Source organism: Streptomyces sp. SID5469 (assembly GCF_009862865.1).
GTDB classification, from domain to species: Bacteria; Actinomycetota; Actinomycetes; order Streptomycetales; family Streptomycetaceae; genus Streptomyces; species Streptomyces avermitilis.
In genome coordinates this window covers 8,648,371-8,672,719 of the sequence record NZ_WWIN01000001.1, presented here as the reverse complement: position 1 = coordinate 8,672,719, position 24,349 = coordinate 8,648,371, and the positions used below count along the sequence as shown (strand labels likewise).

Here is a 24,349-nt window from a genome sequence, read left to right as displayed (position 1 = left end):
GCGCGTCAGCCCTGCTGCTGAAGAAGCCGGTCGCACGCCTTGACAGCGTTGTCAAGGGCCGCTTTGGGGCTCTCCTTGCCCTGGAGCGCCTTGGCGACCTCGTTGCGCAGCGCGGTCTTCATCTGCTCGCTGAACAGTACGGGCGTGTAATTGACCGCGTTCTTCAGGGATGCGGCGGCCGCGATCCGCACCCGCGTCTCGTCCGTGCCGTCCTCCTTGGTGAAGTACGGGTCGTCGAGGGAGCCGGCGGTGCTCGGGAAGATCGCGACCTTCTTGGCGAACGACATCTGCCGCTGCGCGTCGGTCACGTAGTGCGCGAAGGCGACGGCGGCCGGCTTCCGCTGGGAACGGGAGTTGACCATCACCCCCATCACGTACATGTTCACCTTGCCGGTGCTGGTGATCTGGTCCGTGATGCCGATGTTCTTGTACAGGTTGGGCGCCTGCTTCTTGAAGTTTCCGAGGTCCAGGGCGCTGCCCGGGTTCATGGCGACGGCCCCGGTGAGGAACTTCTTGCCGGAGGACTCCGGGGTGGCGGTCAGTACTTGCGGGTCGAGCGCCTTGGCGTCGTACAACTCCTTGTACTTGGTGAGGAGTTCGACGCCCTTGGTGTCGTTGAAGGCGAAGGCGGTGCCTTCCTTGTTCATCAGCTCGACGCCGTAGCGGCCGAAGTCCTCGATGGTGGGCACGTTGGCGAGCGTGGCGACCTCGCCCTTGCTCTTCTTCGCCAGCCGGAGGGCGTCGGCGAACAGTTCGTCGTAGGTCTTCGGGGGCTTCGAGGCGTCGAGCCCGGCGTCCTTGAAGAGGCTCTTGTTGTAGAACAGCGGGCCGGTGTTGAGGTACCAGGGGAAGGCGTAGGTGCCGGTCATGCCCGGTATCCGGTGGCTGGCCCAGGCGCCGGGCAGGTACTCCTTCCGGTACTTCGCGGCCGCCTTGTCGAGGTCGAGCGCGAGCCCGGCCTTGGCGAGCGGCGCGACCAGGTCCGGCGAGACGTTGACGACGTCGGGCAGGGTGCCGCCGGCCGCGTCCGCGCTGATCTTGTCGGCGTAGCCCTCGGCCGGCTGGTCGACCCACTTCACCTGGGTGTCCGGGTACTTCTTCTCGAAGTCGGAGACCACGCCCTCGAAGTACGACTTGAAGTTGGCCCGTAGGTTCCAGGTCTGGAAGGTGATGGTGCCCTCGACCTTGCCCGAGGCGTCCGTCGAGCCGCCGCCGTCGTCCCCTGAGCCGCAGGCGCTCAGCGGCAGGACGACGGCTACGGCGGCAGCGGCGGCGAAGGTTCTGCGGGAGATGCGCACGGATGGGCTCCTCTGCGGCGGGGTGAACGGGTGCCGTCGCAGACCTTGCAGGCTCGCCCCTTTGGAAGTCAATGGATTCGGTCGAGCTAAATTCTTGAGCGCATTGAATGCGCAGGTCAGGGGCTTTTCATCAGCCTCTTGCCAGGGACAACTAATGCGCTTTAGAGTGCTGGCACTCAAGCGCATTAGTGCACCGGCTCCAGGGAATGGAGAGCAAGTTTGTCAGCCAAGCGGTCTCCCGCGCGTCGGCCGACGATGAAGGACATCGCACAGCGCGCCGGGGTCTCCGAGAGCGCCGTCTCCTTCGCGCTCAACGGCCGGCCAGGGGTCTCCGAGGTCACCCGCGACCGGGTGCGCCGGGTCGCCGAGCAGCTGGGCTGGCGGCCGAGCACGGCGGCGCGCCAGCTGTCCGGCGAGGGGTCTGCCACCGTCGGTCTGGTCGTGGCGCGGCCCGCCGACACGCTCGGCGTGGACTCGTTCTTCCTTCAGCTGATCTCCGGCATCCAGGAGGTGCTGGCGGAGCGTCATCTCGGCCTGCTGTTCCAGGTGGTCGAGGACGTGGCCGACGAGTGCGCGGTGTACCGGCGCTGGTGGGCCGAGCACCGCGTGGACGGCGTGCTGGTCGTCGACCCCCGTACGGACGATCCGCGCCCCGGCCTTCTCGACGAACTGGGGCTGCCCGCGGTGGTCATCGGCGGCGTCCCGGACGCCCTGCATCCGGGGCTGTCCACGGTGTGGGCGGACGACGCGGGGGCGATGGCGTCAGTCGTGGACCAGCTTCATACCCTCGGCCATCGCCGGATCGTGCACATCGCGGGTCTGCCGGGCCTCGCCCACACCGAGCGCCGGATCCGTACGCTGCGGGCCGAGGCCGGGCGGCGCGGACTGGCCGAGGTGCGGTCGGTGCCCACGGACTACTCGGACGCGGAGGGCGCGGCCGTCACCCGCCGCGTCCTGGAGAGCGGCACTCCCCCGACCGCGCTGGTCTACGACAACGACGTGATGGCCCTCGCCGGGGTGGCCGCCGCCACGGAACTGGGCTTCTCGGTGCCGGCCGACGTCTCGGTGGTGTCCTGGGAGGACTCCGCGCTGTGCCGCATGGTCAAGCCGTGGTTGTCCGCGCTCTCCCGCGACACGGTGGAGTTCGGGCGTACGGCGGCGACGGAACTGACCGCGCTGCTCGACGGCGGCCCGGCGCGCACGGTCCAGGTGCCGGTGCCACGGCTGATCGAACGGGACAGCACGGGGCCCTGCGGGGCTTGACGGGGGCGCTGGGGGTGGACGGTGCGTGCGCCGCCTGTCCCCAGCGCCTGCCGTCCGGCCCGCGAGCGGTACAGCCCGGACTCCGTGCTACGGGTCGCCGCTCTCGACGTGGCGCCGCCGGCACGGCACAGTGCTCCTCGTACTCACGAGTACGACCCGCCACCGCACCTCAGGCACCGCGCCACGCCCAAGGCACCACACACCTCAGGCACCACACCGACAGGGAGCGCCCGTGACCAGCTGGGTCGGCCTTTCCGCCGCCGAGATCGCCGCAGCCGTACGCGAGAAGCGGGCCACGCCCCGTGAGGTGGTCGCCGAACACCTCGCCCGGATCGACCGGCTCGACGCCCGCGTCGGCGCCTTCCGCCGGGTGCGCGCGGACGCGGCCCTGGCCGAGGCCGACGAGGTGGCGTCCCGCACCGACCTGGCCGAACTCCCCCTGGCCGGGGTGCCCGTGGCCGTGAAGGACAATCTCGCCGTACGGGGCGAGTCCACTCGCCACGGCTCCGCGGCCACCCCCGACACCCCGGCCGACCACGACCATGTCACGGTGGCCCGGCTGCGTGCGGCGGGTGCCGTCGTCGTGGGGGTGACGAACGTGCCCGAGCTCTGCGTGTTCGGCACCACGGACGGCGTGCACGGCACGGCCCGCAACCCGTGGGACACCTCGCGCACGGCGGGCGGCTCCTCGGGGGGCAGCGCGGCCGCGGTCGCCGCCGGGATGGTGCCGATCGCGCTCGGCAACGACGGGATGGGCTCCCTGCGCATCCCCGCCGCCAACTGCGGTCTCGTCGGCCTGAAGCCGGGGTACGGGACGGTGCCGGCGGGCATCGGAAACGGCGACTGGTTCGGCATGTCCGAGAACGGCCCGCTCGCGACCACGGTCGAGGACGCCCGGCTGATGTTCGCGGTGCTGGCCGGGACGGTCACGGCGGTCGCGGAGACGGAGGCGATACGCCCGTCCGGGCCCGGCACCCGCACGATAGCCCTCTCGGTCCGCAGTCCGCTGGCCGGTGTCGCCGTCGGCCGCCCGTACGCGTCCGCCGCCCGGGAGGCCGCCGAGTTGCTGGCCGGGGCCGGTCACCAGGTGCGGCGTGCCGATCCCCCGTACCCCCTGTGGCTGAGCACGACCTCGCTCGCACACTGGACGGCGGGCACCGCGGTGGACGCCGAGGACCTCGATGTACGGCGGCTGACCCGGCGCACGCGGGTGCACGCGGCGGTGGGGCGCCGCTTTGTGCGCTCGGTGCGGGGCGGCGCACGCCGGGAGCAGTTGCGGGAGCGCCTGACGCCGTTCTTCGAGGAGCACGACGTGCTGCTGACCCCCGCCCTCGCCCGGCGCGGCCCCGCCGCGGCGGCCTGGCACGAGCGGGGCTGGCTGCGCAATCTGCTGGTCAACACCACCTACTCGCCGCTGACCCCGCCCTGGAATCTCACGGGCTGGCCCGCCCTGTCGGTTCCGTTCGGCACACTGCCGAGCGGCGCGCCCGGTGCCGTGCAGCTGGTGGGACGCCCTGGTTCCGAGCTCGATCTCCTCGCCCTGGCGGGCCAGTTGGAGGAACTGCACCCCTGGCGACGCACGGCCCCGCTCGGCTGAAGCGGGCCCTAGTACACCGTTCCCGTGCTAGTCCGTGACCACGGAGGTGTTCAGGCCCTTGTCGTAGTGGTTGCGTGCGATCCGGATGCCTGAACTGCCGTGGAAGACGAACAGCGGTGAGGTGTACGGCGGGTGATCCGCTCCGTCCAGCCGCCGGACCGTGTTGCCGGTGAAAGCGAACCCGCCGACGCTCTTGGCGTTGACGACGGTGACGTCACCGATGTCGAACGAGTTGTGCTCGACCGAGATGTTGTGATGCACCGGGGTCGCCGGGTCGATGACCTGATTGGTCGGCTCCACGAAGATGACCGGACCACTGGGCCGCGTGAAGGAGTTCCCGCGGATCGTGAGGTCGGCGACCGGCCCGGACTCGTACCACTGGTAGGCGTCGGCGGAGACGTAGATGCTGGCCATGGACATCCCGTCGAACCGGTTGCCGGTGATGAGGACGGGCTTGCGGGTGGTGACCAGGATGCCGCGGGTCGGCACGTTGCGGAACACGTTGCCGGAGATGACGACCGACGGGGTGGCCGTGATGTTCTCGACGACCGTGCCGCCGGTCTCGACCCCGGCGGGAACCGGCCGGTCGAAGGTGACGGTCATCGTGGTCAGCGGTTTCGTGTGGTCCATGCCGCTCGGCCCGTCGACCGCGGTGACCTGTGCGTGCGCGTCCGCCAGCGGGGTCATCGTGCGCTTGGTGGCGAACTCGACCTCGTCACCCGGGGCGAACTGTGGGAATCCCGCGGTCTGCGGGTGCTTGTAGGCGAGGGTGAGGGTGGACGGCCCCGGCTTCCCGACGACCTCGAGGTAGGTGCCGTGGATGTTGATCGGGTCGTCGTGCGGGCCGTCGAAGAGGCTCCGGGTGATCGAGACCTTCCCCTTGACGCCGGACATCTGCACGAAGTCCGCGAACGAGGCCGTCGACCGGCCGGACCTCGGATCGGGTGCGAAGTTCACCTTGTCGATGGAGATGTTCTCGCTGAACTGCCCCACCACGCCGAAGGACTGTAGGTAGTAGGCGTTCATCGAGCGCATCGTGACGTTCTTGGACTCCCAGATGAAAGCGCCCGGCTCCGTTCGCTCGATGAGGCGCATCTGGTAGACGAGCCCGGCGTCCGCCGGCCGCGCCGCGGTGGTGTAGTCGATCCGGATCCGGCGGCCGCCGAGGTCGGTGACCGCGGCGACGTCGTTGAACAGGGGGTTGTCTCCGCGCCAGGTCCGTTGCGCCTCGGGGTCGTGGATCTGTGTGTACTGGAGCCCGTCGACACCCGACCAGTACGGCTGCCCGGTGGCGGGACTGGTCTCGCCGAGCCAGGTGATGTGCGTGCCGTTCACCCGGTACGGGCTGCCGGCGGGGATCTTCAGAACGCGGTAGGCGTGTCCGTCGGTGACACCGGTGGTGGCGACGGTCGCGTCGATGACCTCGGGGGCCGCGTAGTCGAAGGAGAAGTTCTGGAAGGTCACATCGGTCGAGCGGATCGACGCGAACGCCGTCTGAAGACCGTGGTGGACGAGCTTGGCCCCGCCGCCGTCGACGGTGACGTCGTGCATGTCCTCGACGAGCAGCCCGATCTTCTTGTCCCGGTAACGCTGGTCGGCGCCGACGGTGTTGGACATATACAGCTCACGCGTCTCGGCCCGCTCGGGGTACAGCTGGTAGGTGCCCTTGGAGAAGACGATCCTGACCGGCCGGTCGACGCTCTTGGCGTGCCGCAGCGCCGCGGCGACAGCGGGCGTCGAGTCCGTCCGGCCGGTGGGGTCGGCTCCGTAGTCGTCCACGTCGACCACCACCGGCGTCACCCTCGGCGCCGCGGCGGCAGGACTGGTGGCACCTCCGAGCAACGCGAGTGCCACCCCAAGAAACACGAACCGAGACATAGCCCCTCCGGAGCATCCGTGAGCCACGAAACATCCAATGAATACGCGGAGTTGCCGCCAGTATCTCGATTGGAACCCCGTGCAGAGTCTCCATAGATCCGATGTCTAGGTCAATGGTCTGGACGAGCAGTCGCCACTGATACCGAGGTCCGACGCCTCACTCCGCCCTCGGCGCCGCCGTGCTCGCACGGATCACCAGTTCGGGGTCGAAGAGGAGTTCGCCGACGGGGACGTCGCGGTTGCCGACCAGGGCGAGGATGCTGCGGGCCACCTCCGAGGCGAGGCGGTCGGCCGGCTGGCGGACCGTGGTGAGCGGAGGGTCGACGAAGTCCATGATCATGGCGCCGTCGTAGCCCACGACCGACACGTCGCCCGGGACGTCGTACCCCTGCCGGCGCGCGCCGCGGATCGCGCCCAGGGCCATGTAGTCGCTGGCGGCGACGATGGCCGTGGCGCCGCGGCCGAGGAGCGAGATCGCGGCGGACTGGCCGCCCTCGACGGTGTAGGACTGCCGGACCACCCACTGCTCCGGGTCCTCGACACCGCGCCTGGCGAGCGAGGAGACGAAGCCGCTGACGCGGCGGTCGGCCGGGCGGTTGCCGACCGGGCCCGATGCCATGCCGATGCGGCGGTGACCGAGCCGGTAAAGGTGGTCGACGGCGAGTTCGGCGGCCAGCAGGTCGTCGGTGGAGAAGACCGGCGCCTCGCTCACGCCCTCGAACTGGCCGTTGACCCCGACGAACGGGATCCGGCGGGAGCGCAGGAGTTCGTACGCCTCCGGGTCCGCGCCCTCGATCGTGTTGCTGGACGAGAGGAAGACGACGGCGGCGACGCCCCGGTCGGCGAGGGAGGTCACGAAGTCCAGCTCCTGCACTCCGCCGGGGAAGCACGGGCACAGGACCGTCTTCAGGCCGTGCGGGGCGAGGGTGGACTCGATCCGTTCGCAGACGTCGGCGAAGAACGGGTTGGAGACGTACTCGGTGATGACCGCGATGAGCTGACCCCGCGTCTGCCGCTCGTACCCCAGGTCGGCCATCGCCTGCTCGACCGCCTCGCGGGTCTTGCGCGACACGCCCTGGCGCCGGTTGATGACACGGCTGACCGTGGCCTCGCTCACCTGCGCCCGGTCCGCGACCTCGGTGATGCCGACCTTCATACGGTTCCCTCCGTCACCCGTAGTGCCACCAGCCCCGAGCGCGGTACGGACACGATGTGCAGCCCCGGTGCCGGCGACCGTTCGCAGTCGTCGATGATACGTCCACGCTCGTCACGGACGGTCATGCGCAAGGGGCGCTGCCCACCGGTCACCTCGATCACCACACGGTCCGACGCCGTGCCGTTGACCAGGGTGATGTCGTCGTACGCGGTGGTGTCGACGGGCACGATCCGGTCGCTGTGCACGGTGGTGACACAGGCCCTCCCCCGGGCCGCGGTGACCAGGGTGTAGAGCTCGTCGGGCCGGCCGGATTCCACGTCCCCGTGCAGCAGCACCGGCCGCAGCCGCCGCCACTCGGCGAGCCAGAACGCCAGCGTCTCGCGGTGCTCGCCGGACAGCTCGGTCAGCCGCACGGAGATCTGCGGGACGCAGTGCAGGGAGCCGATCAGCTGCCGTGCCACCGCGTGCGCGGGCGCGTCGCGGTCCCACAGGAGCATGTCGCCGTGGACCGCGCCGCCGACGGCGAGCAGGGCGGTGTCGAGCGTGCGCACCCGGTTGCCGGTGGCGTCGCCCGGGCAGTCGAAGGAGCGCAGCATGTTGCCGAAGGGGGCCATGCCGGGGCCGACGTAGGGCTGGCGCAGTTCCAGCAGCAGTCCGCCGTCGGGCCGCAGCTCTTCGAGCGCGGTGCGCAGGTCGGTGAGCAGGACGGTCATGGCCCGGCCGACATCGTCGATGTCGGTGCCTTCGTGGTGGGCGTACGCGCCGTCGCCGCGGTACGCCATGGCCTCGTCCAGAAAGTCGATCTTGAGCCCGTCGAGGCCGTGGTCGGCGACCAGCCGGGTGCACAGACTGATGACATGGTCGCGGACCTCGGGGCGGCGCGGGTCGAGGACCTGGGCGCCCGGGACACCGGCGGGCGCGGGGGCATAGGGAGTGAGCCGCTCGGCGCAGTCCGCGTCGGGGCCGAGCAGCAGCGGAGCGACCCACGCGAGATAGCGCAGGCCCTGCGCCCGCACGGCCGACACATGCGCGGCGAAGTCGGGGAACGTCGTCGGGTCGGGGCGCCAGTCGCCGCATCCGGCGTAGCCGCGACCGCTGCCGTACTTCTGCCAGCCGTCGTCGAGGATGAGCACCTCGCAGCCGAGCGAGGCGGCGACGCGGGCCTCGGCCTCGACCGATGCGGCGTCCACGCGCTGGTTGAAGGCGTACCAGGTGGAGTAGACGGGTGCCTGAGCGCTGTCGGGGACCGGCATGGGGGCGCACTGCGGCTGCGCGGCGAACCACTGCCGCAGCCCGCGCAGGGCCGTCGCGACCGTGGGCGCCGAGCGGGCCAGCAGGACGCGACGCGGGCCGCCGTCGGGCGCGGGAGCCAGGTGCAGGTGCACCACATGGGTGTCGTTCTCCTCCGAGACCCCGAAGACGACATCGGTCTCGGGGACCGGGTCGGCGACGGCGAAGGTGAGCCGCGTGCGGCCGTCGTGGTCGTAGAGACAGCCGGCGGCGGTGCCGTCGACGAGGCTCACGCGCGAACGGCCCGCCCAGTCGGCGACGAGGGTGCGCTCCCAGCCGGCGCCCGGGTGCCAGTAGCCGGCCGCGTCGCCGAGCGGCACGCTCATCCGCACCTCCGTCGGTGCCGGCCCGCCGTCCGTCCGGATCTCCAACAGGGCCAGCCCGTCGCCGAGTTCGCAAACCGTCCAGCGCGCGCCGACGCCGGGCGCGTGGGTGAGGACCGCGATACGGACGCCGTCGACGAGTGGCTCGTAGCGCGCCGAGGGGAGTTCGGCCGTGGTGACGGGCCGGGTGGTGCTGAGGGTCATCGCGGGGATCATTCCTTCACGGCCCCGGCGAGGAGCCCGGAGACGAAGTGGCGCTGGAGTGCGAGGAAGACGAGGGCCATCGGGATCGCGGCGAGGGCCGTGCCGGCGAGCAGGGCGCCGTAGTCGGTCTGGTCCAGGCCCTGGAGGGACGCCAGCGCGACGGGGATCGTGAACTCGCCGGCGTCGCGCAGGACGACCAGCGGCCAGATGAAGTCGTTCCACTGGAAGAGGAACAGGAAGATGGCGAGGGCCGCGAGCGCCGGTTTCATCGGCGGCAGCACGACCTTGAGGAAGAGCCTGAACTCCCCGCAGCCGTCCATCCGTGCGGAGTCGATGAGTTCGTCGGGCAGCGCGGCCATCGACTGCCGCATCAGGAAGATCCCGAACGGCAGGGCGAGATTGGGCATGATGACGGCCTGGTAGGTGCCCAGCCACTCCAGGTCGACCATCATCTTGAACAGAGGGATCAGTGTGACCTGGGTGGGGATGACGAGCCCGAGCATCAGCAGCCCGAACAGGGCGCCGCTGCCGCGGAAGCGGAACTTGGCGAAGCCGTATCCGGCCAGCGTGCAGATCGCTCCGGCGGCGATCGTGTAAATGACCGTGATCAGCAGCGAGTTGACGATGACGTCGCTGAACCGCGCCGACGACTCCAGGGTGGAGAGGTTCTCCCTCAGGTGCCCGCCGGGCAGCAGCGGCGGTGGGCTGTCGAAGATCTCCTTGGAGCTGTGGGTGGCGGCGATGATCAGCCAGTAGAACGGCAGCAGGACGGCCGCCACGGCGATGGTCAGTGAGGAGGTCAGCAGGATCGAGCGCGTGCGGGTGCGGGATCGGGGTGTGCGGGGCGTGCGGCCGGGCCGCGGGCGGGTGGCGGTGAGGGTCACGACTTCTCTCCCAGCAGGCGGAACTGCACGACGCCCAGGATGCCGATCAGGACGGTGAGGATGTACGCGACGGCCGAGGCGTAGCCGAAGTCGAAGTACTTGAAAGCGTTCTGGTAGAGGTACACGCCGATGGTGAGGGTGGCGTTGTCGGGCCCGCCGCCGGTCAGGACGTACGGCTCGTCGAAGAGCTGAAGGGTGCCGATGGTGGACAGCACCGTCGTCAGCAGGAGCGCGGGCCGCAGCCCCGGCAGCGTGACATGGCGGAACGACTGCCGGGCGGAGGCCCCGTCGACGGCCGCCGCGTCGTACAGCTCGGTCGGCAGCGACTGGAGCCGGGCGAGGAAGATCACCGCGTTGTAGCCGGTGTAGTGCCAGGTCAGTGCGAGGCCGAGGGAGATCCTGGCCCACAGCGGGTCGGTCAGCCAGGGGACCTCTCCGACGCCCACCAGGCCGAGCAGCCAGTTGACCAGCCCGTACTGGGTGTTGAGCAGGACGGCGAAGACGATGCCGTACGCGACCAGTCCGGTCACCGTCGGCAGGAAGAAGCCGAGCCGGAAGAAGGCGCGGCCGCGCAGGAGGGTCGAGTTGAGGGCGACCGCGATGCCGACGGCCAGCGCCAGCATGACGGGCACCTGGACGACCAGGATGATCGCGGTGTTCTTCAGCGCGGTCCACAGCAGCGGATCGTCCATCGCCCGCGTGTAGTTGCCCGCGCCCACGAACTCCTGGGTGCCGTTGACGTTCTCGTACAGGCTCATCAGGAACGACGAGCCGATCGGGTACAGCTTGAAGACCGCGAAGAGGACGAGCGCGGGGAGGATGAAGAGATACGGGACGGCCCGCCGGCGCAGGATCCGCGCGGTGGGGCGGGACGCGGCCGCCGGGCGGGCGGCGCCGGCGGTTTTCAGGACACCCTCGGCGGTGGTGGTCGTGGTCATGAGGCGAGCTCCCGTCCGGTCTGGCGGGCGAGCTGGTCGGCGGCGTTGTGCAGCGCGCGGCCGGGGTCGGCCCCCTTGAGGAGCACCTGGGTCTGCGCGTCGGCGACCGTCTTGAGCGCGCGGGCGTAGTCGGCGGAGTAATTGACGGCGGGCGAGCGCGCCTTGAGGGCGTCGAGGAAGATCTCGCCCTTGTGCTGGCCGCTGAAGAATGTCGACGGCTCGTGGAAGACGGGGGCCTCGTACGCCTGGAGCAGGGCGGGGGCGATGCCCTTGCTGCGGTAGATCGCCTCCTGCGACGCCGGTCTGGTCAGGACGTACTCGACGAACGCCCAGGCGGCGGCCTGGTGCATGCTGGAGCCGGCGACGGCGAGATGGGTGGAGTTGACGGTCGCGGCCGTGGTGCCGCCGGGCTTCACCGCCGGTGGGAGGCGGACCTTCCACTGGCCGGATTCCTTGGGGACCAGGCCCTCGATGATGCTGCCGAACCAGGTGGGCCAGGGCAGTACGGCAGCGGTGCCGGACTTGATGGAGCTCTCCAGCGCGGTCCAGCCGCCCGCCAGATCGCTGACCAGGCCGGCGTCGTTCATCTCCTTGATGAGGGTCATCGCGGTGGCGGCCTCGGGAGAGCTGAGGGTGATCCGGCCCTCGGCGTCGAAGTAGAACGTGCCCTGGAGCTGGAGCAGCATCTGGAAGAAGTTGGCGGCGTCCGGCTGGGACGCGGGCTTGTCGATGCCCAGCAGATGGACTCCGGTCCTCTTCTTGATCTTCTTCCCGGCGTCGATGGCGTCGTCCCACGTCGCCAGCGCCTCGCCGTCGACACCGGCGGCCTCGAAAAGGTCGGCCCGGTAGTAGAAACCGGCCGAATTGGCCTCCCAGGGAAGGGCGTTGACCTTGCCCTTGCGGGTGACGGTCTGCCACATGCCGTCGGCGAAGGCGTCACGGTAGCGGTCGGCGCCGAGCGGGCCGAGGTCGGCGAGGCCTTCGGGGAACTTCTCGGTGTAGGCCGGGAGATAGTCGACGCCGATGTGCAGGACGTCCGCGAGGCCCTGCCCGCCGGCCGCCAGGGCCGTGGTGATCTTGTCCCAGATCGCCGGGTTTCCGATGTCCTGCACGGTGACGTCGATCCCGGGATGCCGCGCCTCGAAGGCGGGGACCAGAGCCTTCATGGCGGCGGCGGGGCCCTGCCAGCTCCAGACGGTGATCGCGGCCCGGTCCGGGTCGCCGAGGCTCCCCGCCTTGGTGGCGCCGGTCACCGAGCAGGCGCCGAGCAGCGAGGTCCCGGCTCCGGCGGCGAGCAGTGAACCGCTGAGCGCGAGCAGGCGCCGTCGGTTCAGACCGTTTCGGGGCGGCTCGTCCGGCGGTGGCTGGTTCAGGGGTGAGGCGTCCATGGCTGCTCCGGGGGTCCGGCGGGTGCGCGGCTCTTGTGGCGCGGCTGGAAGCTAACAAGCGCCCAAGCCACTTGCAAGATATCGATGAAAACTTTCTGCCTCACTGAACACTCAACATGGCACTCAGGCTGCGTGACTTGCATGTTTCTTGCGCATGACCATTGAATCGCTGCTTCGGGCCCTGCTAGCTTTCCGCCACCACTCGGCCGCCCCACCCGCCGTAACCGAAGACCGGGAGACCCGATGAAGCCCTCAAGGCTCATGCTGCTCACCGCTGTTGCCCTGCTCGCGCCGATGGCCCCCGCGCTGTCGGCCGCGGCGGCGCCGGGAGACGGCGCGACTCCCGCAGCGAACACCGCCTCCGCCGCCCGCGCCCAACTCACCCTCGACGACCCGGGCTTCGAGAACGGCGGCACGGGCTGGACCTTCGGCGCGGGCACCGGGGTCGGCACCGGCAACTCCCACGGCGGCGCCCGCTTCCTCTACCTCGACTCCGGAGCCGGCAAGAGCGCGAAGCTGACCCTCGTCGCACCCCGGAACGGCAGTTACGACTTCTCCGCGTGGGTCGGGAGCGCCGGCACCGGCGGCACGTACACGGTCCGGCGCAACGACGAGACCGTCGAGACGATCACCCTGCCGGAGCGCCGCGCGTACGCCCGGTACACCATCAGCCGTGTCGAGCTGAAGACCGGCGACCGGCTGGAGATCGCCTTCGGCTCCGGCAGCAGTTGGGTCAACGCCGACGACCTGATGATCTCCCCCGCCGCGCCCGCCGACCCCAAGGTCACCTCGTCCGACCCCGAGGTCGTCGAGATGTTCGGCTGGGCCAAGAAGAAGGCCAACAGCTGGGTGCAGCTACCCGGCACGACGGGCCCGGTCAACGTCGACGAGTACCAGACCGGCGGCACCGGCACCGCGCCGTACGCGGCCGGCTACTGGGCCGGATACGCCAACCGCAGCGCCTACTACTCCCGCGACATGACCCACCAGCTCGCCGGTGCCCACATCATCGGCCTCGACGCCGAGAACGAGACGATGCTCCGTTCGTACGCGTCGTCGGCCACCGCCGCGCACAAGTACTTCCCGGTGTGGTCCCTCAACTTCGACGCCAAGACCTACCTGAGCATCGACTACAAGAGCCCGGACAACTTCGTGCGCGAGGTACCGGCCGTCTTCGAACTCGTCGAGAAGGCGGCCCAGGCGTACCTCTGGACCGGCGACCGGAGATACGTCGACGACCCGGCGCTGTGGGACTTCTACCGGCACTCCACCGAGGAGTTCATCGACCTGCACAACTCCGCCAAGCCCAACGGCAAGGTCAAGGTCGCCGAGGGCACGGGCAACGGCATCTTCTCCGGCGCCGCCAGCTACAACGAGCAGGACGGCGACGGCCTCGCCGAGGCCGGGGACGGCATCGCCTCGCAGTACCAGGCGTATCTGGCGATGGCCACGCTCGCGCGCGGCAAGGGAGACACCGCGCTGGCCAAGGCGTACGACCGGCGTGCCGCCGATCTGAAGGCGTACTACAACGACGACTGGAGCGGGGGCGGAAGCGGAGCCGACATGGTCCGCGCGTACACCACGTCCGGCACCCCGGTCACCGGCTGGGGCAAGGAGAACAGCGTGTTCGTGCCGATGAAGCAGATCATCGATCCCGGCCCGCGCAACGACGCCTATCTCGACTACATCGAGGCGCAGGAGCTGGGGCCGCAGGGGTCACCCAACATCGAGTCGACGACGTACCTGCCCGACATGTTCTTCAAGAACAACCGCAACGACACCGCCTGGACATGGATGAAGAAGATCTACGGCCAGCGGGAACTCCAGCACGTCAACTCCAGCCAGGGCCCCAACGGTGACTACCCCGAGGTGTCGTTCACTCTGGTCAGCCAGACCGTCGAGGGCCTGATGGGCATCGCACCGGACGCGGCGAACCACAAGGTGACCACGCAGTCGCGACTGCCGTCCGGCATGAAGTGGCTCCAGACGGCGGACGTACCCATCGGCACGAGCACGATCACCGTGCGGCACGACGGCGCGACGAAGACCACGCTGACGAACAACGCGCGCAAGGGCGCCTACCACTGGGAGGCCCGCTTCCAGGGGGTCCACAAGAAGATCACGGTCAACGGTGTCCCGCAGCGCGCGCGAACCAGGACGGTCGACGGCGTGACGTACACGTACGCGACGCCGACGGTGCGCGCGGGGGCGACGGCGGTGGTGCGGGTGGCCGGCTGACGCGAACGCCACTTCCTGATCCGCGCAACAGACCTAGAGCGCCCGGTACATGATGTGCAGCCCCACCCTGCCGTGCCGGGGGTGCTCGTACGCGTCCGGCACGGTGCCCAGGACGGTGAAGCCGAGTGAGGTCCACAGCTGCACGGCGGGGTTGGTCTCGACGACGGCGTTGAACACCATCGCCCGGTAGCCGTCGGCCTTGGCCGTGGCGAGTACGTGGTCGGCGAGGGCGCGGCCGATGCCCCGCCCGGCGTGGTCGGGGTCGACCATGAAGCCGGCGTTGGCGACGCGGGCGGCCGGGCCGCCGTAGTTCGGGGTGACATAGGCCGAGCCGACGACCGCTCCGGTCTCGTCCTCGACGACGTACACGCGCTTGCCGGGCGCCATCCACAGGGCGCGGGCCTGCTCCTCGGAGGTGGCCGGGTCCCAGGCGTACGTCTCTCCCGCGGCGACGATCCGGTGCCAGAAAGGCCAGATCCGCGGCCAGTCGTCGGCCGCGGCTTCTCTGATCAGCATGGGCGTGAGTCTGGCACGCCCATGCCGTCAGCGTTCGGTGAGGGTCCTGTCCGGAGAGTACGAAGGAGTCCTGTCCGGAGAGCACGAGTGAGTCCTGCGGAGAGTCAGTCCACGCTGGGCAGGATGTGCGGCTCGGCGAGGTCGTCCTCGTAACCCGCCAGCCGGATCGGGGCGGACCTCGACCACACGTCGAGGCTGCCGAGCTTCTTCTCGGGCCCACCGCTCGCGCCCTCGTTGCGTTCCTTGGGGCGCTCATCAAGATCGGTCTTCTCCGGTGTCACCGCGCACTCCTTATGTGTCGGATCACCCTCGGGACGTACTGGCCGCTCAGTCCACTGCTGTGCGCCTGACGCCCGCTCGGGTCTGAGTCGAGAGCAGTTCGGACGCGGTGGCGCCGGTAACTCGTCTGAGAGCAGGCCGTGGTGACCGGCTTGTCCCGGGACGGACTGTGGGTGTGGGTGGAACCCAGTCAGGCTGTCCGTCCGGTACAGATTAACCAAATGAGCGGGCACCCGCTCGATGGGGCTGAAAACAAGAGGTAACCGTCTCGAGTCGTTCAGTACTCATTCGGCCATCATATGGGCGCTCTTGGCAGATTTCGCCCTGGTTTTCAGTCACCCGTACGGCTCAACGATCGAACGGCGCACCCCCCTGGTCGGCGGGCCTCGCCGAGGCCGCGGCGGTCCGAATGCACCCACCACCGCACTCGGTTCGCAGTTCAGTCTCCGTTGGCCGCGTGGCAAACCGGACATGTTCTGCTGACGGTCGGCAACGGCTTTTCTCGCGGGAGGACTGACGCATGGAGCTGCGCAGCGTCGAGGAGCTGATGGATCTGCTGCACGCCTGCCGGGGTGCCCGGGCCACCTCGGGTCTCCCCCGTTCCCGGCCCGGCTCGGGCGGCGGGCCCCCCGTCGGCGACCCGGTCGATCCGCACGAGCACGCCCTGCAGACCGCCGCGCTGCTGCGCAGAAGCCGTCCGGCCGACAAAGAACTCCAGGTGGCGGGCCTGGTGCACGACATCGGGCAGCTGCTGGACCCCGGCGACGAGGCCGGGCACGCCGACCGCGCGGCCGACGCGATACGTGCACTGCTCGGCGACCGGGTCTCCCGGCTCGTCCGTCTGCGCGCCGCGGCCTGGGCGGACGACTCGCTCGACGACGACCTGGCGGCGCTGCGGCAGGCGGACGAATCGGGCCGGGTGCCCGGCCTGGACGCCGGCGTCCTGGAGGACTGGCGCACGGTGCTGGAGCTGGTGGCGGCCCGCAACTCGCGGCCGGGTACGGCCGGTCCGCCGCGACTGGATGCGGCCGGCCCGCCGACGCGTCCACAGCCGGGGGCTGTTGGCTGACGGCCCGTCATGAGACGGTACGCGGATGACGTCGCCGTACGGGCTTGAGGGCAGGGTCGCCGTCGTCACCGGGGCCTCGCGCGGGATCGGGCGGGCCGTGGCCGAGGCGTTCGCGGCAGCGGGGGCGCACGTGTGCGTCACGGCGCGGGACGCGGACGGGGTCCGTCGGGCCGCCGAGGAGCTGGGCGGCGTGGGGCTCGCGGGTTCCGTCGCCGATCCGGCGCATCCGCGGGAGCTGACGGAACTGGCGCTCGCCGCGTTCGGACGGCTCGACGTCGTGGTCAACAACGCGGCGACCAACGAGCCGTACGGCCCCTTGATGGACGCCGACCCGGACCGCTGGCGCGAGGCGTTCACGATCAACGTCGAGGCCCCGTTGCGGCTGGTCCAGTGCGCTTGGCGGGCCTGGATGGGCGAGCACGGCGGAGCGGTGGTGAACATCTGCACGGAGGGTGCCGGGCACGTCGGACCCAACGTCGGCGCGTACGGGACCACGAAGGCGGCGTTGCTGCACCTCACGCGACAGCTGGCGGGCGAGCTGGCCCCGAAGGTCCGCGTCAACTCCGTCTCCCCCGGCCTCGTCCGCACGGAGCTGGCCCGATTCGTGTGGGAGCACGGCGAGGACGAACTGGCGGCCGGGCTTCCGCTCGGCCGCATCGGTCACCCCGCGGACATCGCGCGTGCCGTCGTCTGGCTGGCCTCGGACGCGGCCGAATGGATCACCGGCGCCGATCTGCTGGTCGACGGCGGTACGCGGGTCAGGACGGCGTACTCCGCGGACGGGTACGCCGTCCAGGAGCGGCTGCGGTCATACGCACCACCTCACTCGTGAGGACGTCGTCCGGTTCCTCGGGGGAACGCGGCCCCGCGCGGGAACGCGGCCCTCAGGGGAACAGAGCGATCCCCACCATGATCACCAGGATGACGGCGGCGACGAGCGCGACCGTCTCCCAGGTCCCGCGATGCCTCAGCGGCGTCGCGGGCCCACCGCCGCGGGGACGGTCCTCCGGCAGCAAAGGGTGGGCCGGACGGTCGCTCGCGTAGAAGTCGGCGTCGCTCGGACAGACGTTGCGCGGGTCGTCGACGCTGCGCGGGTCCATGTCGACCCTGTGCGGATCTGTGTCGTGTGGACTGGCCATGGGAACTCCTTGCACGGCTCTCGACAGAGCCCGGGTTCCCGGCGGTCGCCAGGTCACACGTCAGGGGCGGCGGGTCACCACTTCCCGGGCGCGTAGTCCTTCATGAAGACGCCGTACAGGTCCTCGCCCTGCTCACCGCGCACAATCGGATCGTATACCCGTGCGGCGCCGTCGATGAGGTCCAGCGGGGCGTGGAAGCCCGCGTCGGCGAGGCGCATCTTGTCCGGGTGCGGGCGCTCGTCCGTGATCCAGCCGGTGTCCACGGCGGTCATCAGGATGCCGTCCTTCTCGAACATCTCCTGGGCGCTGGTGCGCGTGAGCATGTTCAGGGCGGCCTTGGCCATGTTGGTGTGCGGGTGGCCCGCGCCCTTGTAGCCGCGGTTGAACACGCCCTCCATCGCGGAGACGTTCACGATGTACGTGCGCTTGGCCTGCGCGGCCGCCATCGCCGCGCGCAGCCGGCTGATCAGGATGAACGGTGCCGTGGAGTTGCAGAGCTGCACCTCGAGCAGTTCGACCGGGGTGACCTCCTCGACCGACTGGATCCAGCTGTTGGTGTCGTGCAGGTCGGGCACGAGCCCGCCCGCGTCGATCGCGGTGCCGGCCGCGATCCGCTCCAGGGAGGCGGAGCCGGAGATCAGCGCGAGGTCGGTGACGTCCTGCGCGGTCAGCGCGCCGCCGCCGGCCACCGGGAGGGCGGCCACGGCGCCGGAGCCGAACGTGCCGATGATCTCGGCCGGGGGCAGCTCGCCCGCCGGCAGCGGTCCCGACTCGGCGCCGAGCAGCTCGCTGTAGGCCTGCGGGGAGCGGCGTACGGTCTGGGCCGCGTTGTTGATCAGGATGTCGAGCGGGCCCGCGGCGGCGACCGAGTCGGCGAGCGCGACGACCTGCGCCGGGTCGCGCAGGTCGATGCCGACGATCTTCAGTCGGCCGATCCACTCGTCGCTGTCGGGCATGGCCTTGAAGCGGCGGATCGCGTCGTTCGGGAAGCGCGTGGTGATCGTGGTGTGGGCGCCGTCGCGCAGCAGGCGCAGCGCGATGTACATGCCGATCTTGGCGCGGCCACCGGTGAGCAGCGCGCGCTTGCCGGTGAGGTCGGCGCGGGCGTCGCGGCGGGCGCGGTTCTCGGCGGCGCAGCCCTGGCAGAGCTGGTGGTAGAAGTAGTCGACCTCGGTGTAGCGGCTCTTGCAGATGTAGCAGGAGCGCGGGCGCTGGAGTATCCCCGCGATCTGTCCCTCGTCCGTCACCGACGACGGCAGGATGCCCTCGGTCTCGTCGTCGATGCGCTGCGCGGAGCCGGTCGCGGTGGCTTCGGTGACCGCCTTGTCGTGCGCGGTCTTGGCGGCTCGGCGCTCCTGGCGGCGGCGCTGCTTGACCGTGCGGTAGACGCCCGCGGTGGCCCGGCGCACGGCGATCGCGTCCGGGTGGTCGACCTCCAGCTTGTCCAGCTCGTCGAGCACGCCGAGGCAGACGGCCAGCCGCTCCGGGTCGATGCCGGGACCGTAGGAGGCGTCTGCCACCTCGTCCATGCCCACGGGGCCGTCCTCTGTCACCGTCATCGCGCTGCCGTTCCTCGGGTCACCCGCGCGGCGCTCGGACCGCGCTCGCTTTCGAACGGCGAATTTTACAAAGCGCGGGGCCGAGGTACCAAACCCGCGATGATCACGGAGGCGGCGGCGGGCCCGTCAGGGGCCGAAGACAGCCCGTCAGGGGCCGCAGACAGTGAGCAGCGTCTCCATCTCCTCGGTCACCGCACGCGCCAGCCGGCCGAGGTCCGGCACGGCCTTGGCGTCGGCGACGAGCCCGTAGTGGACGCGTCCGCGGTACGTCGAGACGGCGACCGCGAGGGACTGCCCGCGGGCCAGGGGGGCGAACGGATAGACCTCCGTGAGGGGGCTGCCGCCGAGTTTCAGGCCGAGGCTGGGCAGCGGCACGCTGGTCACCAGGATGTCGAAGAGCAGCCGGGCCGCCTGGCCGACCACGGGCCCGCCCAGCCGGTGGCCGAGCGGCGGCACGTGGTCGGCGAGCAGCGCCACGGCGCCCGCTCCCCGGTTGGGCCCCGCGTCCTTGTTGCGGTCCATCGCCATACGCACCGTGCGCAGCCGCCCGAGCGGATCGGGGTCGTCGACCGGAAGCCGTATCAGGTAACCGGAGAGCCGGTTGCCCTGTGGGTGCGCGGTGCGCGGGCGGCGCCTGGAGACGGGGATCAGGGCGCGGGGCGCGACCCCCGCGCTGCCGTCGCCGCGCTCGTCCAGCCAGGTACGCAGGGCGCCCGCGACGATGGCGATGAGTACGTCGTTGACGGTGCCGCCGACGGTCTTGCGGACGCGGTGCACCGCGTCGAGGTCGATGAGGACGCCCGCGGTGCGGCGGGTGCCGCTGGGCTCGGAGGTGAGCGCGGACGACGACCGTGCGCCGAGGGTGGCACGGGCGACGGAGGCGCCGATGTCGAGGGCCCGGCCCACGTCGGAGAGGGTGCCGCGCAGCAGCTCCGGCAGTTTGCGCACGTCCGGGAGGAGCCCCCGCGCGGGCTCGGCCGGACGCGGGCGGGGCGTCGGCATGTCCATGGGGTCCATGAGCGCCGCCGCGAGCATCAGCGCCCGCAGTCCGTCCGCCAGCGCGTGGTGGAACTTGAAGAGCACGGCGAACGACGTGCCGTCCTCCCCGGGCAGTACATGCGCCTCCCACGGTGGCCGGCCGCGCTCCAGTGGGCGCTGCATGAGCCGGCCCGCGACGGCGTGGAAGTCGGCGGCCGGCGCGTGCAGGCGTACGTGGTCGAGCGGGTCGAAGTCGGGGGCGGGCTCGCGGGTCGCGCCGCCGAACGGGAGCGGGAAGGTCAGCGGGAAGGCCAGCGGCTGCCAGACGTCACGGATCCGCATGCGCAGCCCGGGTACCGCGGCGGCGCGGGAGGCGAGCAGGTCGGCGGCGTGGGCGCCGGCGGTGGGCGAGTGGCACGAGAACACGCCGAGGGCGCCGAGGTGCATCGGGTGCTGGGCGGACTCGATGTTCCAGAACGCCAGGTCGAGTGGGGCGAGCAGGTCAGAGGTCAATGGCTTGCTCTCGTGTCGACGATGGGTGAGCAGCAGTCAACCCCTGACCGACGATTACGGTCAAGCACGATCAAGCTACGCTCAGTTAACATCAGATTAAGTCCCGCCCTGCGAAGGGCGGGACTCAGGGACGGCCGAGGTCACTTCAGTGCAGGTGGCGCGGCATGCGGCGCCGTACCCCACGCCGACGGACGCGCTCCCACCGCGAAGTGGAGCGCTTCCAGGCCGCGCAAGACACGGGTCGTCAGATACGTCCGATCGTGCGACGCACCGTCCACGCGCACCGACTGGATGTACCGGTCACGGTCCGAGGTACCGGGTGCCGTCACCGTCAGCGTGCCGCGTGGGTAGTAGCCGCGGTCGAGCCTGAGGTCGACCCGCTCGAAGACGGGCGTGGACAGGCCCCAGGTGTCGTAGCCCGGCTGTACCGGGAAGAGGCCGATCGACGACAGGACGTGCCAGGCGGACATCGTGCCGAGGTCGTCGTTGCCGGTCATGCCGGTCGGCGTGTCGGTGAAGAGGGTCAGCGCGGCGTGCACCACGTCGGTCGTCTTCCACGGCTGGCCGGTCGAGAGGTAGGTGTACGGGGCGATGAGGTCGGGCTCGTTCTGCGGGTTGTACTTGTCGGAGTTGTAGTACTCGTACGGACCGTCGACCCATACCTCGCGCGCCGTCCGCGCCGGGTCCTGGAGGAGCTGCTCGTAGGCGAAGAACGCGTCGAGCCGGTCGTTGGCCGCCTGCTTGCCGCCGATCAGGTCGACCAGGCCCGGCAGGTCCTGCGGCACGAGCCACTGGTACTGCCAGGCCGTGCCCTCGTGGAAGCCCTCGCTGTCGGCGGGGTCGGCCGGTCCGGCGAACGCCCCGGAGGTGTCGCGGGCCCGGAAGAAGCCCGTCGAAGCGTCGAAGAGGGTGCGGTAGTTCCGCGAGCGGGCCGTATAGCGCTCCGCGTCCGCGTCGTGTCCCAGGTCGCGCGCCATCCGGGAGAGCATGGCGTCGGACAGCGCGTACTCCATGGTCGCCGAGGCGCCGTGGGCGTAGTCGGAGTCGCCGGGTTTGGCGTGCGGGCCGCCCTTGATGTAGGGCACGAACCCGTCGGCGATGTACTCCCGGTTCCCGTCGCGCCCCACCCCCGGATAGGCGGCGGGCGGCAACCCGTCGGCGTTCTTCGCGAGCGCCCGGTACGCCTGCTCCTCGTACCCCTTGAGCAGGCCCTGCTGGTAGGCGTTCGTGAGGAACGGGGTGACCGGGTCGCCGGACATGATGTTCGTCTCGACCGTCCCGTAGCCCCACTTGGGCAGCCAGCCGCCGTCCTCGTCGATCTTGAGTACGGAGATCGCCATGTCGCGGGACTCGCGCGGCGCGAGCAGGGCGAGCAGCTGGCACTGGGTGCGGTACGTGTCCCACAGGGACCAGTTCTGGTAGTACGTGAAGCCCCGCGCCCGGTGGATCCGGTGGTCCCAGCCGGTGTAGCGACCGTCGGCGTCGCTGCCGATGTTGGGCGCGAGGAAGGACCGGTAGAGGGACGAGTAGAAGGTGCGGCGGAGGGTGTCGCTGCCGCCCCTGACCCGTACGTCGTCGAGCCGGTCCTCCCAGGAGCGGCGGGCGGCCTCCCGGACGTCGGCGAACGAACGGCCCTCAGCCGAGCGGAGGTTGACCTCGGCGCCCCGCGCGTCCACGTACGACAGCGCGGTGGTCGCCTCGACCGTGCGGTCCTCGGTCGCGTCGAACCGGGCGTAGGCACCGTTGCGCCCGGTGCCGGCGGCCGATTCCGCCGAGCCCTCGGTGACCGTGCCCCCGTGCCACGTTCCGTACGCGGTGAACGGCCGGTCGAACCGGGTGATCGTGTAGACCGTGTACGGGCCGGTGTCCCGGCAGAAGCCGCTGCCACTGATCCTGGTCCGCACGGTCCGGTCGTCCAGGACCTCGACGTCGGTGGAGACGGTCTTGTGCAGCGCCTGGCCGGCGTTCAGCAGGACGTTCGCCTTGTCGGTGGCCGGAAAGGTGTAGCGCTGCACCCCCGTCCGCCCGGTTGCCGTCAACTCGGCGACGATGCCGCTGTCGAGGCCCACCCGGTAGTAGCCCGGGCTCGCCCGCTCGCTGTCGTGGCTGAATCCGGCCGCGTACTTCGCGTAGTCCGTCTCGGTCACGTCCCCCGTCGTCGGCAGCACCGGCAGGTCGCCGCCGATCCGGCAGCCCACGCCGGAGAGATGCACGAGGGAGAAGCCGCGGATGTGGTTCTGCGTGTAGTCGTAACCGGTGTTGTGCCCGGTGTCCGGCGAGAGCTGCACCATGCCGAAAGGCACGGCGGCGCCCGGGTAGGTGTTGCCCTCGTTCTGGGTGCCGATGAACGGGTTGACCAGGTCGCCGAGCCGGTCGCTGCCCTGCTCGGCGGCTCGGGCGGCGGGCCCGGCAAGTGCGCCGCCGAGCAGGGCGAGGGCCGTCAGCCCGCCCGCGGTGCGCAGCTTCCATCTCATGCAGGAGACCTCCCGGAATGCGACAACGATGTCCACATAGTCCGGGCAACCACGCCTGAACCCGCGCAACCTGGGGTGTCGCCGGGCGCGCCGCGCCCGGCGCACCGCGGCCGCGCGGGCCTACGACACCCGCTGTCCCTTGCCCAGCCCGATCACGCCGCCCTTGGACACCGTGTACAGGTCGGCGTCCCGCCCCGGGTTGACGCCGATCGTCGCGCCCGGCGGCACCTCGACGTTCTTGTCCAGGACGGCTCCGCGGACCACCGCGCCCCGCCCGACGTGCACGTTGTCGTGCAGCACGGAGCCCTGGACGACGGCCCCCGGGTCGACGACGACCCCCGGTGACAGCACCGACCGGGTGACCTGGCCCCGGATCAGGCAGCCCGCGCTGATGATCGACTCGCTGGCGATGCCCCCGGCGTTGAACCGCGCCGGCGACAGCTGTCCGGAGTGGGTGTAGATCGGCCAGCTGCGGTTGAAGAGGTTGAACGCGGGCCGCTCGGCGATCAGGTCCATGTGGGCGTCGTAGTACGCGTCCAGCGTCCCCACGTCCCGCCAGTAGCCCTGGTCCCGGGTGGTCTCGCCGGGGACGTGGTTGGCGCTGAAGTCGTACAACCGTGCCTCGCCCCGGTCGGTGAGCGCGGGCAGGATCGAACCGCCCATGTCGTGCACGGAGTCCCCGTCCTCCGCGTCCCGTTGGAGCGCCTCGATCAGGACCTTGGTGGTGAAGACGTAGTTGCCCATCGAGGCGAACACGCACTCGGGGTCGCCCGGCAGACCCGGTGGATCGGCCGGCTTCTCCAGGAAGTTCTCCACGGTCTGCCCGTCCGAGCCGGGGGCGATCACACCGAACGACGACGACTCGGCGCGCGGGACCCGTATCCCCGCCACCGTCACCCCCGCACCGCTCTCGATGTGCTCGCCGAGCATCTGCCGCGGGTCCATGCGGTAGACGTGGTCGGCGCCGAACACCGCGATGTACTCCGGCCGTTCGTCGTACACGAGGTTCAGCGACTGCAAGATCGCGTCCGCGCTGCCCAGGTACCAGCGGGGGCCCAGCCGCTGCTGCGCCGGCACCGGGGTGATGTAGTTGCCGAGCAGACTCGACATCCGCCAGGTCGTGGTGATGTGCCGGTCCAGCGAGTGCGACTTGTACTGCGTCAGCACACAGATCCGCAGGATGTCCGCGTTCACGAGATTGGACAGGACGAAGTCCACCAGGCGATACGTTCCGCCGAAGGTCACGGCTGGTTTCGCCCGGTCCGCGGTGAGCGGCATCAGCCGTTTGCCCTCGCCGCCCGCGAGTACGATTCCCAGCACCGAAGGTCCTCCGCGCCGCATACCGCCGCCCCTCTACGCCCGGTT

19 protein-coding genes are annotated in these 24,349 nt (G+C 70.5%); 5 read left to right on the top strand and 14 right to left on the bottom strand.

Features of this window, described 5'->3' with window-relative positions; translation table 11 throughout:
• Nucleotides 1-5: 5 nt before the first annotated feature.
• Nucleotides 6-1,298, bottom strand: coding sequence for a sugar ABC transporter substrate-binding protein (locus tag GTY58_RS37740; RefSeq protein ID WP_010988666.1), 1,293 nt, complete (start codon nt 1,296-1,298; stop codon nt 6-8).
• A gap of 219 nt (nt 1,299-1,517) precedes the next feature.
• Between GTY58_RS37740 and GTY58_RS37735 the strand changes: the two genes are divergently transcribed.
• A complete protein-coding gene (locus tag GTY58_RS37735; RefSeq protein WP_010988665.1) occupies nt 1,518-2,561 on the top strand; it encodes a LacI family DNA-binding transcriptional regulator in 1,044 nt (347 codons plus the stop codon).
• Nucleotides 2,562-2,793: 232 nt separating this feature from the next.
• Nucleotides 2,794-4,158, top strand: a complete 1,365-nt coding sequence (locus GTY58_RS37730) for an amidase (protein WP_010988664.1) — start codon at nt 2,794-2,796, stop codon at nt 4,156-4,158.
• A 27-nt stretch (nt 4,159-4,185) separates the two neighbouring features.
• Here the strand turns inward: GTY58_RS37730 and GTY58_RS37725 are convergent, their stop codons facing one another.
• The 6 genes from GTY58_RS37725 to GTY58_RS37700 form a co-directional block, all read right to left on the bottom strand.
• Nucleotides 4,186-6,036 carry a glycosyl hydrolase family 28-related protein gene (locus GTY58_RS37725; protein WP_202497566.1) on the bottom strand — a complete coding sequence of 617 codons (1,851 nt, stop codon included), beginning with the start codon at nt 6,034-6,036 and terminating at the stop codon, nt 4,186-4,188.
• Between the two features lie 157 nt (nt 6,037-6,193).
• Nucleotides 6,194-7,192: a LacI family DNA-binding transcriptional regulator gene (locus GTY58_RS37720; RefSeq protein WP_010988662.1), complete on the bottom strand. Its 999-nt coding sequence runs from the start codon at nt 7,190-7,192 to the stop codon at nt 6,194-6,196.
• Complete coding sequence (locus GTY58_RS37715; protein ID WP_237528945.1) at nt 7,189-9,009, bottom strand: glycoside hydrolase family 36 protein; 1,821 nt, start codon at nt 9,007-9,009, stop codon at nt 7,189-7,191. Before GTY58_RS37715 ends, GTY58_RS37720 begins: the two co-directional genes overlap by 4 nt.
• A gap of 8 nt (nt 9,010-9,017) precedes the next feature.
• Nucleotides 9,018-9,893, bottom strand: a complete 876-nt coding sequence (locus tag GTY58_RS37710; protein ID WP_010988660.1) for a carbohydrate ABC transporter permease — start codon at nt 9,891-9,893, stop codon at nt 9,018-9,020.
• Nucleotides 9,890-10,831 (bottom strand): sugar ABC transporter permease, encoded by a 942-nt coding sequence (locus tag GTY58_RS37705; protein WP_010988659.1) that lies wholly within the window; start codon nt 10,829-10,831, stop codon nt 9,890-9,892. Before GTY58_RS37705 ends, GTY58_RS37710 begins: the two co-directional genes overlap by 4 nt.
• Nucleotides 10,828-12,219 (bottom strand): sugar ABC transporter substrate-binding protein, encoded by a 1,392-nt coding sequence (locus GTY58_RS37700; RefSeq protein WP_010988658.1) that lies wholly within the window; start codon nt 12,217-12,219, stop codon nt 10,828-10,830. Before GTY58_RS37700 ends, GTY58_RS37705 begins: the two co-directional genes overlap by 4 nt.
• Before the next feature lie 243 nt (nt 12,220-12,462).
• Here GTY58_RS37700 and GTY58_RS37695 point away from each other — a divergent pair, with 243 nt between their 5' ends.
• Nucleotides 12,463-14,457: a hypothetical protein gene (locus GTY58_RS37695; protein WP_010988657.1), complete on the top strand. Its 1,995-nt coding sequence runs from the start codon at nt 12,463-12,465 to the stop codon at nt 14,455-14,457.
• Nucleotides 14,458-14,490: 33 nt separating this feature from the next.
• On the opposite strand, the gene GTY58_RS37690 is transcribed toward GTY58_RS37695, so the two are convergent.
• Both GTY58_RS37690 and GTY58_RS39930 read right to left on the bottom strand, forming a co-directional pair.
• Complete coding sequence (locus tag GTY58_RS37690; protein WP_010988656.1) at nt 14,491-14,973, bottom strand: GNAT family N-acetyltransferase; 483 nt, start codon at nt 14,971-14,973, stop codon at nt 14,491-14,493.
• Between the two features lie 104 nt (nt 14,974-15,077).
• A complete protein-coding gene (locus tag GTY58_RS39930; protein WP_167544206.1) occupies nt 15,078-15,254 on the bottom strand; it encodes a hypothetical protein in 177 nt (58 codons plus the stop codon).
• A gap of 518 nt (nt 15,255-15,772) precedes the next feature.
• Between GTY58_RS39930 and GTY58_RS37685 the strand changes: the two genes are divergently transcribed.
• On the top strand, nt 15,773-16,321 hold the full coding sequence (locus GTY58_RS37685) for an HD domain-containing protein (RefSeq protein ID WP_010988655.1): 549 nt from the start codon (nt 15,773-15,775) through the stop codon (nt 16,319-16,321).
• A 25-nt stretch (nt 16,322-16,346) separates the two neighbouring features.
• Nucleotides 16,347-17,153, top strand: coding sequence for an SDR family oxidoreductase (locus GTY58_RS37680; protein WP_010988654.1), 807 nt, complete (start codon nt 16,347-16,349; stop codon nt 17,151-17,153).
• A 52-nt stretch (nt 17,154-17,205) separates the two neighbouring features.
• On the opposite strand, the gene GTY58_RS37675 is transcribed toward GTY58_RS37680, so the two are convergent.
• The 5 genes from GTY58_RS37675 to glgC all read right to left on the bottom strand — a co-directional run bounded on the left by GTY58_RS37675 (nt 17,206) and on the right by glgC (nt 24,325).
• Nucleotides 17,206-17,460: a hypothetical protein gene (locus tag GTY58_RS37675; RefSeq protein WP_037647084.1), complete on the bottom strand. Its 255-nt coding sequence runs from the start codon at nt 17,458-17,460 to the stop codon at nt 17,206-17,208.
• A 74-nt stretch (nt 17,461-17,534) separates the two neighbouring features.
• Entirely contained in the window at nt 17,535-19,019 is a 1,485-nt protein-coding gene (locus GTY58_RS37670) for an SDR family NAD(P)-dependent oxidoreductase (protein ID WP_010988652.1), read from the bottom strand.
• A 147-nt stretch (nt 19,020-19,166) separates the two neighbouring features.
• Entirely contained in the window at nt 19,167-20,510 is a 1,344-nt protein-coding gene (locus tag GTY58_RS37665) for a wax ester/triacylglycerol synthase family O-acyltransferase (RefSeq protein WP_010988651.1), read from the bottom strand.
• Nucleotides 20,511-20,650: 140 nt separating this feature from the next.
• A complete protein-coding gene (locus tag GTY58_RS37660) occupies nt 20,651-22,984 on the bottom strand; it encodes a GH92 family glycosyl hydrolase (RefSeq protein ID WP_010988650.1) in 2,334 nt (777 codons plus the stop codon).
• 120 nt (nt 22,985-23,104) lie between these two features.
• Nucleotides 23,105-24,325 carry a glucose-1-phosphate adenylyltransferase gene (glgC, locus tag GTY58_RS37655; protein ID WP_010988649.1) on the bottom strand — a complete coding sequence of 407 codons (1,221 nt, stop codon included), beginning with the start codon at nt 24,323-24,325 and terminating at the stop codon, nt 23,105-23,107.
• Nucleotides 24,326-24,349 lie beyond the last annotated feature (24 nt).

Bases quoted from the DNA above. Each gene is read 5' to 3' on its own strand.
- GTY58_RS37725 (WP_202497566.1), bottom strand. From the start codon at position 6,036: ATGTCTCGGTTCGTGTTTCTTGGGGTGGCACTCGCGTTGCTCGGAGGT.
- GTY58_RS37720 (WP_010988662.1), bottom strand. From the start codon at position 7,192: ATGAAGGTCGGCATCACCGAGGTCGCGGACCGGGCGCAGGTGAGCGAG.
- GTY58_RS37715 (WP_237528945.1), bottom strand. From the start codon at position 9,009: ATGACCCTCAGCACCACCCGGCCCGTCACCACGGCCGAACTCCCCTCG.
- GTY58_RS37705 (WP_010988659.1), bottom strand. From the start codon at position 10,831: ATGACCACGACCACCACCGCCGAGGGTGTCCTGAAAACCGCCGGCGCC.
- GTY58_RS37700 (WP_010988658.1), bottom strand. From the start codon at position 12,219: ATGGACGCCTCACCCCTGAACCAGCCACCGCCGGACGAGCCGCCCCGA.
- GTY58_RS37695 (WP_010988657.1), top strand. From the start codon at position 12,463: ATGAAGCCCTCAAGGCTCATGCTGCTCACCGCTGTTGCCCTGCTCGCG.
- GTY58_RS37690 (WP_010988656.1), bottom strand. From the start codon at position 14,973: ATGCTGATCAGAGAAGCCGCGGCCGACGACTGGCCGCGGATCTGGCCT.
- GTY58_RS37685 (WP_010988655.1), top strand. From the start codon at position 15,773: ATGGAGCTGCGCAGCGTCGAGGAGCTGATGGATCTGCTGCACGCCTGC.
- GTY58_RS37680 (WP_010988654.1), top strand. From the start codon at position 16,347: ATGACGTCGCCGTACGGGCTTGAGGGCAGGGTCGCCGTCGTCACCGGG.
- GTY58_RS37675 (WP_037647084.1), bottom strand. From the start codon at position 17,460: ATGGCCAGTCCACACGACACAGATCCGCACAGGGTCGACATGGACCCG.
- GTY58_RS37670 (WP_010988652.1), bottom strand. From the start codon at position 19,019: ATGACGGTGACAGAGGACGGCCCCGTGGGCATGGACGAGGTGGCAGAC.
- GTY58_RS37660 (WP_010988650.1), bottom strand. From the start codon at position 22,984: ATGAGATGGAAGCTGCGCACCGCGGGCGGGCTGACGGCCCTCGCCCTG.
- glgC (WP_010988649.1), bottom strand. From the start codon at position 24,325: ATGCGGCGCGGAGGACCTTCGGTGCTGGGAATCGTACTCGCGGGCGGC.